19 protein-coding genes are annotated in these 15,131 nt (G+C 68.9%); 10 read left to right on the top strand and 9 right to left on the bottom strand.

Translation table 11 applies throughout. From position 1 onward, the window contains the following. The 3 genes from Q8S40_RS05320 to Q8S40_RS05310 form a co-directional block, all read right to left on the bottom strand. A partial coding sequence (locus Q8S40_RS05320; protein WP_305669563.1) for a TRAP transporter large permease subunit occupies positions 1-879 on the bottom strand: 879 nt, incomplete at its 3' end. Positions 880-904: 25 nt separating this feature from the next. Further along, the gene (locus Q8S40_RS05315) at positions 905-1,900 is read right to left on the bottom strand and encodes a TAXI family TRAP transporter solute-binding subunit (RefSeq protein WP_305669562.1); all 996 of its coding nucleotides are present in this window, start codon (positions 1,898-1,900) and stop codon (positions 905-907) included. Between the two features lie 102 nt (positions 1,901-2,002). Continuing rightward, a complete protein-coding gene (locus Q8S40_RS05310) occupies positions 2,003-2,314 on the bottom strand; it encodes a hypothetical protein (RefSeq protein WP_305669561.1) in 312 nt (103 codons plus the stop codon). Positions 2,315-2,476: 162 nt separating this feature from the next. On the opposite strand from Q8S40_RS05310, the gene Q8S40_RS05305 reads away from it, so the two are divergent. Genes Q8S40_RS05305 through Q8S40_RS05295 form a run of 3 tightly spaced genes read left to right on the top strand, consistent with a single transcriptional unit; the run spans position 2,477 to position 6,860 of the window. Continuing rightward, entirely contained in the window at positions 2,477-4,066 is a 1,590-nt protein-coding gene (locus Q8S40_RS05305) for an ABC transporter substrate-binding protein (protein ID WP_305669560.1), read from the top strand. Positions 4,067-4,117: 51 nt separating this feature from the next. After that, the gene (locus tag Q8S40_RS05300) at positions 4,118-5,092 is read left to right on the top strand and encodes a tripartite tricarboxylate transporter substrate binding protein (RefSeq protein WP_304807995.1); all 975 of its coding nucleotides are present in this window, start codon (positions 4,118-4,120) and stop codon (positions 5,090-5,092) included. Between the two features lie 43 nt (positions 5,093-5,135). Then, a complete protein-coding gene (locus Q8S40_RS05295; RefSeq protein ID WP_305669559.1) occupies positions 5,136-6,860 on the top strand; it encodes an ABC transporter ATP-binding protein in 1,725 nt (574 codons plus the stop codon). Between the two features lie 3 nt (positions 6,861-6,863). Here the strand turns inward: Q8S40_RS05295 and Q8S40_RS05290 are convergent, their stop codons facing one another. The 4 genes from Q8S40_RS05290 to Q8S40_RS05275 form a co-directional block, all read right to left on the bottom strand. After that, complete coding sequence (locus Q8S40_RS05290; RefSeq protein WP_304807991.1) at positions 6,864-7,250, bottom strand: hypothetical protein; 387 nt, start codon at positions 7,248-7,250, stop codon at positions 6,864-6,866. Positions 7,251-7,303: 53 nt separating this feature from the next. After that, positions 7,304-8,152, bottom strand: coding sequence for a pyridoxal kinase PdxY (gene pdxY / locus Q8S40_RS05285; protein ID WP_305669564.1), 849 nt, complete (start codon positions 8,150-8,152; stop codon positions 7,304-7,306). Between the two features lie 35 nt (positions 8,153-8,187). Further along, entirely contained in the window at positions 8,188-8,934 is a 747-nt protein-coding gene (locus Q8S40_RS05280; RefSeq protein ID WP_305669558.1) for an SDR family oxidoreductase, read from the bottom strand. Positions 8,935-9,008: 74 nt separating this feature from the next. Beyond that, positions 9,009-9,656, bottom strand: a complete 648-nt coding sequence (locus Q8S40_RS05275) for a cation transporter (protein WP_305669557.1) — start codon at positions 9,654-9,656, stop codon at positions 9,009-9,011. Between the two features lie 205 nt (positions 9,657-9,861). Here Q8S40_RS05275 and rpmE point away from each other — a divergent pair, with 205 nt between their 5' ends. Both rpmE and Q8S40_RS05265 read left to right on the top strand, forming a co-directional pair. Further along, a complete protein-coding gene (rpmE, locus tag Q8S40_RS05270; protein ID WP_092962143.1) occupies positions 9,862-10,092 on the top strand; it encodes a 50S ribosomal protein L31 in 231 nt (76 codons plus the stop codon). A 227-nt stretch (positions 10,093-10,319) separates the two neighbouring features. Next, positions 10,320-10,799 carry an Hsp20 family protein gene (locus tag Q8S40_RS05265; RefSeq protein ID WP_304807985.1) on the top strand — a complete coding sequence of 160 codons (480 nt, stop codon included), beginning with the start codon at positions 10,320-10,322 and terminating at the stop codon, positions 10,797-10,799. Between the two features lie 42 nt (positions 10,800-10,841). Here Q8S40_RS05265 and Q8S40_RS05260 read toward each other — a convergent pair whose 3' ends face one another. Next, a complete protein-coding gene (locus Q8S40_RS05260; RefSeq protein WP_304807984.1) occupies positions 10,842-11,033 on the bottom strand; it encodes a DUF1192 domain-containing protein in 192 nt (63 codons plus the stop codon). Between the two features lie 240 nt (positions 11,034-11,273). On the opposite strand from Q8S40_RS05260, the gene Q8S40_RS05255 reads away from it, so the two are divergent. Continuing rightward, positions 11,274-11,843, top strand: a complete 570-nt coding sequence (locus tag Q8S40_RS05255) for a cell cycle transcriptional regulator TrcR (RefSeq protein WP_304807982.1) — start codon at positions 11,274-11,276, stop codon at positions 11,841-11,843. Between the two features lie 45 nt (positions 11,844-11,888). On the opposite strand, the gene Q8S40_RS05250 is transcribed toward Q8S40_RS05255, so the two are convergent. After that, positions 11,889-12,065: a YdcH family protein gene (locus Q8S40_RS05250; protein WP_304807980.1), complete on the bottom strand. Its 177-nt coding sequence runs from the start codon at positions 12,063-12,065 to the stop codon at positions 11,889-11,891. Between the two features lie 203 nt (positions 12,066-12,268). Here Q8S40_RS05250 and Q8S40_RS05245 point away from each other — a divergent pair, with 203 nt between their 5' ends. From Q8S40_RS05245 to Q8S40_RS05230, 4 genes are all read left to right on the top strand, one after another. Continuing rightward, positions 12,269-12,469, top strand: coding sequence for a YdcH family protein (locus tag Q8S40_RS05245; protein ID WP_216840108.1), 201 nt, complete (start codon positions 12,269-12,271; stop codon positions 12,467-12,469). Positions 12,470-12,512: 43 nt separating this feature from the next. Beyond that, on the top strand, positions 12,513-13,010 hold the full coding sequence (gene purE / locus Q8S40_RS05240; RefSeq protein ID WP_304807977.1) for a 5-(carboxyamino)imidazole ribonucleotide mutase: 498 nt from the start codon (positions 12,513-12,515) through the stop codon (positions 13,008-13,010). Then, positions 13,007-14,146, top strand: a complete 1,140-nt coding sequence (locus Q8S40_RS05235) for a 5-(carboxyamino)imidazole ribonucleotide synthase (protein WP_305669556.1) — start codon at positions 13,007-13,009, stop codon at positions 14,144-14,146. Before purE ends, Q8S40_RS05235 begins: the two co-directional genes overlap by 4 nt. Positions 14,147-14,326: 180 nt before the next feature. Continuing rightward, positions 14,327-15,131, top strand: an 805-nt coding sequence (locus tag Q8S40_RS05230; RefSeq protein WP_305669555.1) for an outer membrane protein, incomplete at its 3' end; no start/stop codon positions are given.

The raw sequence follows: 15,131 nt of genomic DNA, 5'->3' as shown, positions 1-15,131 counted from the left end.
GTAGGGAATGTTGGTGATCTCGGCCATGACGAAGGCGGCCGCCCCCATCACCGGTGGCATCAGCGCGCCGCCGACGCTCGATGCACTCTCGATGCCGCCGGCCACGGCGGGCCGGTAGCCGACGCGCATCATCAGCGGGATGGTCATGGACCCGGTGGTGACGACGTTGGAGACGGAGGACCCGCTCATCGTGCCGAACAGGCCCGATGTCACCACCGCGACCTTGGCCGGCCCGCCGGAATAGCGCCCGGCGACGGCGGTGCCGAAATTGGAGAACAACCGGCCGGTGCCGCTGCCCTGCATGAAGCTGCCGAACAGGATGAAGACGGCGATGATGGTGGCGACGATGCCGGTCAGCGGGCCATAGACGCCACCCGCGGTCGGCACCAGCCAGGCGGCTTCGACAATCTCCTCCGGCGTGAAGGGCCGGGCGTTCAGCAGGCCGGGGATCAACCAGCCGAACTGCATATAGGCCAGCGAGACGGCGACCATGATCGCAAGCCCCGGTTCCACCGCGCGGCGGATCGCCTCCAGCAGCGTGACGATGGCGATCACGCCAAGCGCCATCATGGTGGGCGTGAAGGGATCGACATATTCCATGCGGTCGGCGACCGCCATCCAGTTCCACATCACCCAGGCATGCGGCACGCCGGATGCCACCGCCCAGACCAGGTCCAGCGCCGAAGGGCGATGGCGGGGTGAGCGGGTCCTGGATGCCGGGTACAGGATGAACAGCAGCGGCGTGAAGATGAGCAGGTGGAAGCCGCGCATCTGGATTGGCTCGGGGAAGCCCGTGCCGCCGAAATACAGGTGGACCGCGGCAGCCGCCGCGGCCCAGCCCCAACAGACCCACTTCAGTGGGCCGGCGAGATCACGCATTCTGTCGCGCCAGCCCTGCCGTCGATCAGGCCGGCATCGCGCCGGCTTCGCGGAAGGCCCGCGCCGCGCCGGGGTGCAACGGCACGCCGTTGTACTTCCACGCCACCGCCGGGTCGAAGGCGCCCATGCTGGCGTGGATCTGCGTCAGCCGCGTGCCGCGATTCTTGATCAGCGTGCGGGTGATGCCGTAGGCAACCTCATCCGGCACCGATTCATGCACCAGGATGACGCTGTCCATCGTCGTCACCTTCAGGTCCGCGCTCTGCAGCTGCGGATAGGTGGCGGCCGGCAGCACGCCCTCGGCATAGGCGTAGGTGTCGATCAGATGCTTGCGGACATCGTCGGGGAAGCCGACGAGCTGCGAGGCGCGGCGGCCCTGACCGATCTCGGTCAGGATCGCGGCCGGCTTGGCGAGCGCGGCGTACAGGTAGTCCACCTGGCCATCGGCGTAGGCGGCACCGATATCGGCGTAGCTGCCATTCAGGTAGCGGCCACCCTCGCTGCGGATCTTGTCCGGGCTGGTGCCCAGGAAGCGCAGGATGCGCTGGAGCGTCATCTCATCTGTGGAGGACCGCTGCGGGCAGGCGATCTTAAGGCCGCGCTGGGTCAGGATCTCCCGCATCCCCTCCGGCCCCGAGCCCACGGCGCGGACCAGGTTGTGCTCGGTCGGGCTGTAGCCGGAACCAAGGCTGCGGAGGTTCTCATGCTTGGCGCGGTAGGGGTCCTCGCCGCGGGCGGCCGCGGCGGTGAAGGCATCAATGCCCCAGCCGAGCTGCGACTGGCCATTGTTCACGCGGGTGGAATTGGCCAGGCCGCCGCCGGGCACCACGCGGATGCGGATATTCGGGTTCTCCTCGCCGATCAGGGAGGAAAGGCCCGCGGCCATGGTGTACCAGCCGCCGCCGACGGAACCGGCGACCCATTCGAAGGTCTGCTGGGCCTGGGCTGTGCGGATTGCCGGCATGGAAAGCGCCGCGGCGCCGAGCAGCAGGGCGCTGCGGCGCGGAATCATGATGGCCATCGTGGGCCTCCCCGTTTGTTTGCCGGGTGATCATGCGCGACGCCCTGCCCGGCACGCAACCGGTACGGCGGCAGCTTTTCGTTTCAGCCGGGCGGCTTCTGCTCAGTTTCGCAGCAGAAACGGTCGAGCCGCCTGCATCGCCGGCCCACAACGGGGCGCGGCCTGCCCCAACACCGCATCGGGCTGGAGGGTGCCGATCCAGGTGGCGAATCCGGTACGGATCGCCCACCAGGGATCTTCCGTCGCACGTTGCAGCAGCAGCGGCGCCGCCGCCGCGCCACAGGCGGCGACCTGGGCCACGATGGCCGGGGGTGCATTCGCCGCCACCAGACGGGACTGCACCTCCGCGGTCAGCGGATTGACCAGGAAAGCGGCGACCAGCCAGGCGATCAGGTCGCCGAAAATCTGCGGCATGGGCTGAAACCTCCACCAGGGAGGTCCGACATGACGCGGCACGCCAGAGGGGCCCGGACCTGCGGCGCATCTGGCACCGAGGCCGTGGGGCTTCAAGGGCGGTTGCGTCGCAGGCGCAATCGCTTGCAGGATGCCGCACAGTATACGCGACGGAGACCCCCCATGCATCGCCGCAGCCTGCTGACCGGAATGGCCGCAGCCACCCTTCCCCTGTCGCTGCCCGCGCCCGCCCTGGCGCAGGGTGCGGCCGCCCATACGTTGCGCTTCATCCCGCAGGCGGATGTCACCACGCTCGACCCGCTGAACACCACCAGCTACGGCGTCCGCAACCACGGCCATATGTGCTGGGACACGCTGTACGGCCCGGACACCAACTTCACCATGCGGCCGCAGCTGGCCGAGGGGCATGTGGTGGAGGATGACGGGCTGCGCTGGATCTTCACCCTGCGCCCCGGCACGAAGTTCCACGACGGCACGCCGATCCGCGCGCAGGATGCCATCGCCTCGATCGCCCGCTGGTCGGCCCGGGACACGCTGGGCCAGACGCTGCGCGCCCGCACCGAGAGCATGACGGCGCTGGACGACCGCCGCTTCGAGATCCGCCTGAAGCAGCGCTTCGGTCCCATGCTGGAGGCATTGGGAAAACCCTCATCCTACCCCTGCTTCATCTTCCCCGAGCGTTTCGCGACGGTGGACCCGACCACCCCCTTCACCGAGGTGGTGGGCAGCGGCCCCTATCGCTTCGTGGCAAGTGAGCGCCTGTCCGGCGCCCGCGTGGTCTATCAGCGCTTCGCCGACTACGTGCCGAACCCGAACCCGCCCAGCCTGCTCGGCGGCGCCAAGATCGCGCATTTCGAGCGGGTGGAATTCAACATCATCACCGATGCCGGCACCGCCGCCGCCGCCATCCAGTCCGGCGAGATCGACTGGTATGAGCAGGTGGCGCCGGATCTGCGCCCGGTGCTGGCGCGGAACCGGGACATCACGGTGGAGCGGGTGGATTTCGGCGGGCTGATGGCCAACCTCCGCTTCAACCACCTGCACCCGCCCTTCGACGATGTAAGGGTGCGCCGCGCGCTGCTGCATTCGATCAACCAGGCCGACTTCATGACCTCGATCATGGGCACCGACCGGGCGCTTTGGTCGGATGGCATGGGACCCTTCCCGCGCTCCTCCCCGCTGGTGAATGATGAGGGCATCTCGGTGCTGACCGGGCCGCGCAGCTTCGATGCGGCGCGCGCGGCGCTGCGGGAAGCCGGCTACGCCAACCAGCCGGTGACGGTGCTGCACCCGACCGATGTGGTGAACAACAACACCATGACGACGGTGCTGACCGATGCGCTGAAACGCTCCGGCCTCAATGCCGAAAGCGCCACCAGCGACTGGGGCACGGTGCTGCAGCGCCGTGGCCGGATGAACCCGCCGAATGAGGGCGGCTGGAATGCGCTGATCGTGCTGTTCGGCGGCGTCGACCTCGGCAATCCCGGCGTGCATCCGCTGCTGCGCGCCAATGGCCGCCAGGCCTGGTTCGGCTGGCCCACCAGCCCGGCGCTGGAATCGCTGCGCGACGAATGGCTGGAGGCACCGGACCTCGACGCGCAGAAGGCCATCGCGCGGCGCTTGCAGGCGCAGTTCTGGCAGGATCTGCCCTTCATCCCGCTCGGCCAGTATTTCGTGGACAGCGCCTGGCGGAAGTCCATCTCGACGCCGCAGAAGGGCATGGCGCTGCCGATCAACGTGCGGCGCATCTGAATGGCGTGATCATTGCATGTGTGCGGGGAAGCTCTCGCAGGACCCGCGCCCATGCTCACCCGCCGCCCACTCCTCGCTGCCCTGGCCGCAACCCTGGCCGCGCCGTCCCTGGCGCGGGCCCAGGGCTGGTCGCCCGACCGGCCGATCCGCCTGCTGATCGGCTTTCCGCCCGGCGGCGCCTCCGATGCCGCCTTGCGCATCATCCAGCCCAGGCTTGCGGCACGGCTCGGCCAGGCTGTGGTGGTCGAGAACCGCGCCGGCGCCGGCGGCAACCTGGCGGCGGATGCCGCGGCCAAGGCGCAGCCGGACGGCACCACCATGGTCTCCGCCAATATCGGCACGCTGGCGGTGAACCCGGCGCTGATGCGGTCCATGCCCTTCGACCCGATCGCCGACCTCGCCCCGCTTTCGATGATCTTCAATGCGACCAACGTGCTGGTGGTGCCGGTGGCGAGGCCCTTCCGCAGCGTGGCGGATATCCTGGCGGCGGCCAGGGCGCGGCCGGATACGCTGACCTACGGCACCGGCGGCGTCGGCTCCCCCGGCCATCTCTGCGGCATCCTGCTGGACAGCATCGCGGGCGTGCGGACGGTGGCGGTGCCCTATCGCGGCGGCGGGCCGCAGATGATGGGGTTGCTGGCGGGCGAACAGGATTTCGCCTTCTCCCCGATCGGCAATGTCACCGCCCATGTCGCGGCCGGCACGCTGCGCCCGCTGGCGGTTGCCACCAGCAGCCGCGCGCCGTCCCTGCCCGAGGTGCCGACCATGATCGAATCCGGCCTGGCCGATTTCGAGGTGCTGAACTGGGATGGCGTGCTGGTGCCGAAGGCGACGCCCGCCGCCATCCGCACGCGCCTGGGCGACACGGTGCGGGAAGTTCTGGCGGACCCGGAGGTCGTCACCGAATTCGGCCGCCGCGGCCTGACCCCGCGCCCGACCAGCGAGGCCGATTTCGCCGCCCAGCTTGCCGCCGACAGCCAGCGCTGGCAGCGCCTGATCCGCGCCGCCGGCATCGAGCCAAGCTGAGAACCGTTTGCAGCCGCGGCATGGGGTGGTGTATCGCCGCCCCATGCTCCGACAATTCCTGCAATTCTACCGCCCGCATCTGCGCCTGGCGCTGATCGCCTTCGGCTGCGCCGCGCTGTCCGGCGTGCTGGAGCTCGGCTTCCCCATGGCCGTGCGCGCCTTCATCGACCATCTGCTGCCGCAGCAGGATATGGGCGTCATCGGGCTCGCCGTCGCCGTGCTGCTCGCCATCTACCTGCTGAATGCGGGGCTGATGGCGGTGGTCACCTATTGGGGCCATGTGCTCGGCATCGCCATCGAGACGGAGCTGCGCGGGCGCGCCTTCGACCAGCTGATGCGCCTGTCCTTCCGCTTCTACGACAACCAGAAGACCGGCCATCTGGTCGGCCGCGTCACCAAGAACCTGGAGGATATTGGGGAGGTCGCGCATCACGGGCCGGAGGATCTGCTGGTCGCGGTGCTGACCTTCCTCGGCGCCTTCGCATTGATGCTGCTGGTCAGCCCGGCGCTGGCCCTGCTGACGGCGGGCATCGTGCCGCTGGTCGCCTGGGTCGTCGCGCATTACGGCGGGCGGATGACGCAGAACTGGCAGGCGCAGTTCGGCCGCGTCGGCGCCTTCAACGCGCGCATCGAGGAAGCGGTCGGCGGCATCCGCGTGGTCAAGGCCTTCGCCAACGAGGCGCATGAGCAGAAGCTGTTCGCCGCCGACAACGCGCAGTATCGCCGCACCAAGCTGGATGCCTACCGCATCATGGCCGTCAGCATGACGCTGAACTACCTCGGCATGCGGCTGGTGCAGCTGGTGGTGATGCTGGCGGGTGCCGCCTTCATCGTCGCCGGCAGCCTCACCATCGGCGATTTCGTGGCCTTCCTGCTGCTGGTGAATGTGTTCTACCGGCCGCTCGAGAAGATCAACGCGGTGATCGAGACCTACCCGAAGGGCCTCGCCGGCTTCCGCAGCTACCTCGACCTGATGGCGATGCAGCCGGATATCGCCGATGCGCCGGATGCGAAGCCCGCGCCGCCGCTGCGCGGTGCGGTGCGGTTCGAGCGCGTGACCTTCGGCTACACGCCGGACCGCCCGGTGCTGCGCGACCTGGATCTGGAGGTGGCGCCTGGCCAGACGGTGGCGCTGGTCGGGCCTTCAGGGGCGGGCAAGACCACCATCTGTTCGCTGCTGCCGCGTTTCTACGAGGTGCAAGGCGGGCGGATCACCATCGACGGCATCGACATCCGCCGGATGACCCTGGCCTCCCTGCGCGGTCAGATCGGGCTGGTGCAGCAGGATGTGTTTCTGTTCGCCGGCAGCATCCGGCAGAATATCGCTTATGGCCGCCTCGGCGCCAGCGAGGCGGATATCCGCGACGCCGCACGCCGCGCCCGGCTGGATGCGCTGATCGCCGATCTGCCGGAGGGGCTGGACACCATCATCGGGGAGCGCGGCGTGAAGCTCTCGGGCGGCCAGAAGCAGCGCCTCGCCATCGCTCGCATCTTCCTGATGAACCCGCCCATCCTGATCCTGGACGAGGCGACCAGCGCGCTGGACACCGAGACGGAACGCGCCATCCAGCAGGCGCTGGCCGAGCTCGCGGAGGGCCGCACCACGCTGATCATCGCGCATCGCCTGGCCACCATCCGCGATGCGGACCGCATCCTGGTGGTGACGGAACAGGGCATCGCCGAACAGGGCAGCCACGCGGAGCTGCTGGCCGCCGATGGCCCCTATCGCCGGCTGCACGCGGCGCAATTCGCCGCGGCGGCCGATTGAGGCTCAGCGCAGGCGGCGGCGCTCTTCCTCGATCCGGCGCTGCTGTTCCGCCAGGCGGCGCTGCTGGTCGGCCAGTTCACGGTCCCGCTCACGCGCGCTGCGCTGGCGGTCATCGCGGCCACGGCGGTCGTCCCGGTCGCGGGATGAGCGTTGCTGTTCCCGCGCCCGGCCGCGCTCATAGGCCTCACGCTCCCGTTCGCGCTGTTCGCGGCGGGCTTCCTCCTCGCGGCGCCGGGACTCGTTCGGGTCACCGCCGCCCTGGAACTGGCGCAGCACGTCGCCGATGATGTCCTGGCCCTGAGCATGTGCCGGGGTCGCCAGCACCGGCGCCGCCGCGAGCAGGGCGCCCCAGGCGAACAGGGCACGGCGAGGATGGCGTTTTTCGGTCATGGCGCGTTTCTCCCGATGGAAGAACCCAACGCGCCAGGACCCCTTTCGTTGCCTCAGCAGGCCTCGACGCGGAAGACGCGGGAGGGGGTGACGAATTCCTCCTGCGCCGCGACGGTCAGAATCTCCCGCGACCCGGCCTCCGCCGTGCGCCGCAGCAGGCCATGGACGCTGGATGCGGCGGCGGACAGCGCGACGGAGGGCTCGCCCCAGCGCAGCCGGTGGAACAGGAACAGGGCGGCAATCGCATCCCCCGCACCATTGACCGAAATCGGCAGCAGCGGCGTGCGGATGCGGTGGAAGCGCCCGCCCTCCCCCACCAGCATGTCCATCGCATCCGCCGGCGTGTCCTCGACATGCAGGGACGTCACCATGACGCAGCGCGGCCCCTTGGCCTGCAGCGCGGTGATGGCGGCCTTGGCGCTGCCGAGCGTGGTGATGGTCGTGCCGGTGAGCCATTCCAGCTCGAACTGGTTCGGTGTCAGGATATCGGCGGCCGGCACGGCACGGTCGCGCATGAATTCCGGGATACCAGGGCGGACGAAAACGCCGCGGCCGACATCGCCGATCACCGGATCGCAGCAATAGAGCGCCGCCGGATTGGCCGCCTTCACCTTGGCGCTCGCGGACAGGATGGCCTCGCCGATCTCGGCCGCGCCCATGTAGCCGGACAGCACCGCATCGCAGCGCGGCAGGGCGCCGCGCTCGCCGATGCCCTCGACCAGATCATGGATCAACTCGGCCCCGAAGACCTGGCCGCGCCAGGCGCCGTAGCCGGTGTGGTTGGAGAACTGCACCGTGTTCAGCGCCCAGACCTCCGCCCCCAGCCTTTGCAGCGGAAACACGGCGGAGGCGTTGCCGACATGGCCATAGGCGACCCAGGACTGGATCGACAGGATGTTCAGCGGCCGGCCCGCATCGGCCGGGGAAACCGCCTGGTTCACGCGCAGCGCCCCCCATCCACCGGCAGCAGCACGCCGGTGATGAAGCTCGAGGCATCCTCGCCGAGCCAGACGCAGGCATTGGCGATATCGGCGGGCGTCGACATGCGGCCGAGCGGGATGGTGGCGGTGAATTTCTGGCGCGTCTCGGGCGTATCTGGCCCGCCCATGAATTCGGTCAGCAGGCCGGTCGCGCTCATCACCGGGCAGACGGCGTTGACCCGGATGTTGTCCTTGGCGAATTCCTGCGCCATCGCCTGGGTCGCCGTGTTCAGCGCGCCCTTGGTGGAATTGTACCAGGTCAGCCCCGGCCGCGGCCGGATGCCGGCGGTGGAGGAGATGTTGATGATCGACCCGCCGCGACCCTGCTTCTGCATCACCGGCACCGCGGCGCGCACCATCCAGAAGATGGATTTGAGGTTCACCGCATAGACGCGATCGAACTCCTCCTCCGTCACTTCCAGGATCGGCTTGTTGCGGTGGGTGGTGCCGGCGTTGTTCACCACGATGTCGAGGCCACCGAATTCCTCCACCGCCTTGGCGACCAGCGCCTGCACATCGGCCTCGCGGGAGACGTCGCCGCCGATCGGCGTGCCGCCGATTTCCTGGGCGATGCGGGTCGCACCCTCGAGGTTCATGTCGGCGCAGATGACCCAGGCGCCCTCGGCGGCGAAGCGCCGCGCGATGCCCTCTCCGAAGCCGGAGGCGGCGCCGGTGACGATGGCGGCTTTTCCCTGCAGGCGCATGCGGCTTTTCCCCTGGAACCACCCTGTTGCTCTAGGCGGCGGTCCGGGGAGGGTCAATCAATCGGCGCGGCGCCTCAATGGGCGTGGCCTGCATGGTCGCCATGCGTCCGGGCGCCGCGCAGTTCCGCCAGGGCAATGCGGGCGGTCAGGAGGCTGGTCTGGAGGAACAGCGCGGACATCACCGCGGCCACCGCCAGATCCGGCCAGCGCGTGCCGGTGCCCAAGACGCCGGCGGCGGCGGCCAGCACAAGCAGATTTCCGAAGGCGTCGTTGCGGCTGCACAGCCAGACGGAGCGGATATTCGCATCCCCCTCCCGCCACTTCCACAGCAGCAGCACGGAGAGGAGGTTGGCGGCGAAGGCGGCGATGGCGATGCCACCCATGGTGAAGGGCTCCGGCACCCCGCCCTCCACCACGCGCCACAGCGCCGCGCCGAGCACCCAGGCCGCGATGAGGCCGAGCGAGGCCGCCTTCAGCAGTGCCGCCCGCGCCCGGGTTGCCGCCGCCATGCCGATGACGGCGAGCGAGAGGCCGTAGGTCGCCGCATCCATGGCGAAATCCAGGCTGTCCGCCTGCAAGGCAAGCGACCCGGCAATGGCGCCGGCCGCGAACTCCACCACGAACATCCCGGCATTGAGCAGGATGATGATCCAGAGCACGCGCCGGAAGGCCGGGTCGTTGCCGGTGAAGACGTGGTCGTGACCGCAGGCATCATGGGGCATGCCGGCCATGTTCGCCCGCGATCGAAGCGCCGCAAGCCGGAAGGATGCATTCGGTTATACAATAGCCCGCATTTGGTTATGTCGTAGCGTGGCGACGCCCCCAATGGGCGCGCGCCGGTTGCGCCGGCTGGGGGTGTCCTCTATAGCCCGCCTTCCCGCGCCTGCCGGTCGCTGTCGGTGGGCCCATATGCGCGAGCACAATGCGATGAAGCCCGACATCCATCCCGAGTACCACACCATCAACATCATCATGACGGATGGTACGACCTTCACCACCCGGTCCTGCTACGGCAAGGAAGGCGATACGATGCGCCTCGACATCGACCCCAAGTCGCACCCGGCCTGGACCGGCCAGCAGCGCGTGATGGACACGGGCGGCCAGATCGCCAAGTTCAACAAGAAGTTCGCAGGCCTGGGCGTCCGCAAGACGGCCTGACCCGGCGCGGGTTCCAAGGTTCAGAAAGGGCGCGCTCCGGTCTCCGGGGCGCGCTTTTTCGCGTCTCTGGCCCTCTTGAACCCAGCCGGACATTTCACCAATTCCTGCGCTGCCGGCGGTGCCCGATCGGGGCCGACGGCGTGGATCCCGGACGATGCCGCCCGCCTCGCGGGGGCAACAGACGGAAATCCGCCGTGCAACGACCTTGCTATCGCAGGAGGTCTACCGTGAACGCTCTTGATTTCTCTCCCCTGTTCCGCTCCGCCATCGGCTTCGACCGCATGGCCCGCCTGGTGGAAAACGCCCGCGCCGCGGCCGAGGGGCCCAGCTACCCGCCCTACAACATCGAGAAGACCGGTGAGGACAGCTACGTGCTGACCATGGCCGTCGCCGGCTTCGGCCCGGATGACATCGAGGTCACGGCGCATGACAACACGCTGACCGTGTCCGGCAAGGCCGCGCCGGCCGCCGCCGCGCAGGATAACGGCCGCGTGCTGTATCGCGGCATCGCCGGGCGGGCCTTCGAGCGCCGCTTCGTCCTCGCAGACCACATTGTCATCGAGGGCGCGCAGCTTGAACACGGCCTGTTGCATGTGGCGCTGAAGCGCCAGGTGCCGGAGGCGCTGAAGCCGCGCCGGATCGAGATCCAGGCGCCAAAGGCCCAGCGCGTGCTGGAGAACGAGGCGCCGCAGGCCCAGGCGGCCTGAGCCAGACCGGGCCGGCGGATCACCCCGCCGGCCCTTTCGCATTCAGCCAGGCGGCCTGAAGAACAGGTCCGCCGCGGCGCGTCCGGCCTGCCGCTTGCCTATCTCGGCCTCGGCGCGGGCGATCTCCACGCGCAGCTCGGCGATGTAGGCGCGCAGCTCGTCCACGTCCCAGCGATCCATCACCGGCCTGGTGAAGCGCGTGGTGGGGCGCGGCCCCTCCTCCTCCATCATCATTCTGGCCCTTTCTCCTGTCCTCAAGGCTTTGACCCGGCCCCGGCCGCTCTCTATATCCGAGGCAACGAGGCGCGGGCGCCCCTGCCGGAATGGTTGGCTGCCCGGGTCGCGGGCCAAACCACCTTAAGCATTTTCCAGCCAGGCGGCTCTGCCGGACGACTCGAAAAATGCGACGAAACAACAAGCTGTAGGCGGTTCATCGTGCCCCGGGCATGGTGAAGCGGCTCTAAGGGTCCCATCATGAAGACGCCCCTGATGCCGAAGGCCACCGCGGTGTGGCTGATCGAAAAGACGTCGCTCTCCTTCGAGCAGATCGCCGAATTCGTGGGCATGCACCCGCTGGAAGTCCAGGCCATCGCGGATGGCGAGGTGGCGCAGGGCATCGTCGGCTACGATCCGGTGGCGAACGACCAGCTGACGCGGGCGGAGATCATCCGCTGCGAGGCGAACCCGGCCGCACGCCTGGTGCTGACGGAGCGTTCCACGCCGCTGCCGAAGCAGCGCAACAAGGGCGCGCGCTACATTCCCGTGGCGAAGCGTACGGAACGGCCGGATGCGATTGCCTGGCTGCTGCGGAACTACCCGCAGCTTTCGGACCCACAGATCGTGAAGCTGCTGGCCACCACCAAGGAGACCATCGCCAAGGTGCGGGACAAGACCCACCCCAACACGGCGAACATCAAGCCGCGGGACCCGGTGACGCTGGGCCTCTGCACGCAGACTTCGCTGAATGAGGCGGTCGGCACCGCCAATGACCGGGCAGGTGGCCCGGTGGCCCCGCCGCAGCCGCTGGACGACGCGGCCGCCTGAGCGGGGCTCCCGCGGCCGTCCTGGCCGCGGGAGATGTCCTGGTTCCTAGTGGACCAGGGTGCCCTTCAACTTCTCCATCTCCTCCTTGAGGCGCAGCTTTTCGCGCTTCAGGCGCATCAGCGCCAAATCATCGGGGCGGGGTCGTCCGCCTTCCTCCGCGATTCGCGTTTCAAGCGTGGCATGCCGCGCCTCAAGGGAGCGGATACGGGCAGCCTCGGCCATGCAAATCATCCTTGTCCGTTGCCTTGCGGGGCAGCGGCGGCACGATCCACGCCAGGGGGCGGGCACCGCATGGGGATTCAGGCGGCGGAACCGGCCCCGGGCGCGCAACCGTCCCTTCTGCGCCCGCGGATGTCATGTTATGCGGATGGGCGGCGCTTTCCAGCGCCAAGTTTGAGACATCCAACCGTAATATTCGGGGGCGCATGCAGGCCGACCGCGACAGCCTCCTCCGCCGTCTGCACGAACTCCGCAGCGAGCACCGGGACCTGGATACCGTGATCGCCCGCCTCGATGAGGCCGGGACCGATGCCCTGCAGCTGCAGCGCCTGAAAAAGCGCAAACTCAAGCTGAAGGACGAGATCGCGTGGCTGGAAAGCCAGCTGGTCCCGGACATCATCGCCTGACCTGCCGCCCACTTGACCAGACCGAAAGACCGCCGAGGTGCCGATGAACGAAGTGAACCCCCCGCAACCGCGCGTGGGCGTCATCATGGGCAGCACCTCGGACTGGGAGACGATGCGCCATGCGGCGGACATCCTGGCCCGCCTGGGTGTGGCGCATGAGACACGGGTGGTCTCCGCCCACCGCACACCCACCCGGATGTATGACTACGCCCAGGCGGCCGCCGGGCGTGGGCTGAAGGTGCTGATCGCCGGTGCCGGCGGGGCCGCGGCGTTGCCGGGCATGGTCGCCTCCCTCACCGCGCTGCCGGTGCTCGGCGTGCCGGTCGAAAGCCATGCGCTGAAGGGCATGGATAGCCTGATGTCCATCGTGCAGATGCCGGGCGGCATTCCGGTGGGCACGCTGGCCATCGGCAAGGCCGGCGCCATCAATGCCGGGCTGCTGGCCGCCGCCATCCTGGCGCTGGAGGACCCGGCCCTGGCCGCGCGCCTGGCCGCCTTCCGCGCCGCGCAGACCGATGCCGTGGCGGAGTCGCCGATTTGACCCACCCGGTCCTCCCACCCGTTCTCCTCCCGCCGGGCTCCACCATTGGCATCCTGGGCGGTGGGCAGCTTGGCCGCATGTCGGCGTTGGCAGCCGCGGCGCTCGGCTATCGCTGCCACGTCTTCGCGCCGGAGGATGACAGCCCCGGCATGCAGGTGGCCGCCGCCCGCACCGTGGCCGCCTATACGGATGCGGCGGCGCTGGCCGCCTTCGCCGCGGCGGTGGATGTGGTGACCTTCGAATTCGAGAATGTGCCGGCCGCGACGCTGGATGCGATCGCGCCCCTGGTGCCTTGCCGGCCCGGCGTCGCGGCATTGCGAATCGGCCAGGATCGCGTCGCGGAGAAGCGCTTCTTCGAACAGGCTGGCATCCCGGTCGGCCCCTGGCGCGCGGTGCACAGCCTGGCGGAGCTGGAGTCCGGTATCGCGGAACTCGGCCTGCCGGCGGTGCTGAAGACCACCCGCATGGGCTATGATGGCCGTGGCCAGGCCGTGCTGCGCGCGCCCGGCGACGCGGCGGAGGCCTTTGCCCGGCTGGCGCCGCACCCGCTGATCCTGGAGGCCTTCATCCCCTTCGCCAAGGAGGTCTCGGCCATCGCCGCACGCGGCGTGGATGGGCAGGTGGTGACGTTCGATGCCGTGGAGAATCGCCACGCTCACCACATCCTGGATCTGAGCTTCGCCCCGGCCCTCGTGCCGGACGAAGTGGCGCTGCAGGCGCGCGCCCATGTCGCGGCGCTGGCCACGGCGCTGGAGCTGGTGGGTGTGCTGGCGCTGGAGCTGTTCCTGTTGCCGGATGGCACGCTGATGGCCAATGAGATGGCGCCCCGGCCACATAATTCCGGGCACTGGACCATGGATGCCTGCCACCACGGCCAGTTCGAGCTGCATATGCGTGCGGTAGCCGGCTTGCCGCTGCCGGAGCCTGGGCGGCACGCCGATGCGGTGATGAAGAACCTGGTGGGGCCCGAGAGCTTCGCCGCATGGCCCACCCTGGCCGCCGCGGCCGATGTTGCGCTGCACCTGTACGGCAAGGCGGAGGCGCGGACCGGCCGCAAACTGGGCCATGCGACGCGCCTTCTGCCGGCCGGCACCCTCCGCGACACAGCGAATGCCGAGCTTCTTTCTCCACTGTGACCCGATAGCCACACACCCATGTGCTGTTGTGGTCACAGTATTGGGAAGTCGGTACGTTAAGGGTGTTTGATCGCACGAATCAGTGTAGAAGTCGGCTATGCACTTGGCGTTGCGGGGCCTGGGCCGGCGCGGCACAGACTCACGCCAGACGGTGTCGGTTTTGTCTTTGAGGAGATTGTCATGAGCTTGAGGAAGATCCTTCTGGCCGCCACGGTGCTGGCCCTGCCGGTTGCCGCGAACGCCCAGCCGATCAGCGGCTTGTATGTCGGCGCCGGCGTCGGTGCCAACCTGCGCCAGAATTCGGACGCCACGCTGTCCAACAACATGCTTGGCCCGCGCGGTGGCACCGCCGAGTTCAAGTACGGCTTTGTTGGGACGCTGAGCCTCGGCTACGGCTTCGGCAACGGCGTGCGCGCCGAGATCGAAGGCTCCTACCGCAACAACGATGTGGACAAGGTGAGCGGCTTCGGCCTGCCGAGCAACAATCGCACCCTCGGCAGCGTCACCACCTACGGCGTGATGGCGAACGCCCTGTATGACATCGACCTGGGCCCGACCATCCCGCTGACCCCCTATGTCGGCGTCGGCGCTGGCTACCAGTGGGTGGACAACGACATCCGCGGCAATGTGGGCGTCCCCGGCACCGTCAGCCTGAACGGCACCGACGGCCGCTTCGCCTATCAGGCGATCGCCGGCATCGCCTTCAACGTGGCGGAAATCCCGGGCCTCGCGGTCACCACCGAGTACCGCTTCATGGGCACGCTCGACAATGAAGTCGGCGCCCGCCGCGACTTCTCCGCGCCCGGCAAGGCGGAGCTGGACAACTTCAACCACAGCCTGATGATCGGCCTGCGCTACGCCTTCGGCGTGACGCCGCCGCCGCCGGTCGTGGCCCCGGCCCCGCCGCCGGCCGCCGCCCCGGCGGTTGCCCGCACCTACCTGGTGTTCTTCGACTTCGACCGCGCCGACCTGACGGACCGTGCCC

The organism is Falsiroseomonas sp., from assembly GCF_030695085.1.
GTDB lineage: Bacteria > Pseudomonadota > Alphaproteobacteria > Acetobacterales > Acetobacteraceae > Falsiroseomonas.
This window is presented reverse-complemented; position numbering and strand designations above follow the sequence as displayed.

Coding starts and splice junctions, on each gene's coding strand:
- Q8S40_RS05315 (WP_305669562.1), bottom strand. CDS start 1,900: ATGGCCATCATGATTCCGCGCCGCAGCGCCCTGCTGCTCGGCGCCGCG.
- Q8S40_RS05310 (WP_305669561.1), bottom strand. CDS start 2,314: ATGCCGCAGATTTTCGGCGACCTGATCGCCTGGCTGGTCGCCGCTTTC.
- Q8S40_RS05305 (WP_305669560.1), top strand. CDS start 2,477: ATGCATCGCCGCAGCCTGCTGACCGGAATGGCCGCAGCCACCCTTCCC.
- Q8S40_RS05300 (WP_304807995.1), top strand. CDS start 4,118: ATGCTCACCCGCCGCCCACTCCTCGCTGCCCTGGCCGCAACCCTGGCC.
- Q8S40_RS05295 (WP_305669559.1), top strand. CDS start 5,136: ATGCTCCGACAATTCCTGCAATTCTACCGCCCGCATCTGCGCCTGGCG.
- Q8S40_RS05290 (WP_304807991.1), bottom strand. CDS start 7,250: ATGACCGAAAAACGCCATCCTCGCCGTGCCCTGTTCGCCTGGGGCGCC.
- Q8S40_RS05280 (WP_305669558.1), bottom strand. CDS start 8,934: ATGCGCCTGCAGGGAAAAGCCGCCATCGTCACCGGCGCCGCCTCCGGC.
- Q8S40_RS05275 (WP_305669557.1), bottom strand. CDS start 9,656: ATGCCCCATGATGCCTGCGGTCACGACCACGTCTTCACCGGCAACGAC.
- rpmE (WP_092962143.1), top strand. CDS start 9,862: ATGAAGCCCGACATCCATCCCGAGTACCACACCATCAACATCATCATG.
- Q8S40_RS05260 (WP_304807984.1), bottom strand. CDS start 11,033: ATGATGATGGAGGAGGAGGGGCCGCGCCCCACCACGCGCTTCACCAGG.
- Q8S40_RS05255 (WP_304807982.1), top strand. CDS start 11,274: ATGAAGACGCCCCTGATGCCGAAGGCCACCGCGGTGTGGCTGATCGAA.
- Q8S40_RS05250 (WP_304807980.1), bottom strand. CDS start 12,065: ATGGCCGAGGCTGCCCGTATCCGCTCCCTTGAGGCGCGGCATGCCACG.
- Q8S40_RS05245 (WP_216840108.1), top strand. CDS start 12,269: ATGCAGGCCGACCGCGACAGCCTCCTCCGCCGTCTGCACGAACTCCGC.
- purE (WP_304807977.1), top strand. CDS start 12,513: ATGAACGAAGTGAACCCCCCGCAACCGCGCGTGGGCGTCATCATGGGC.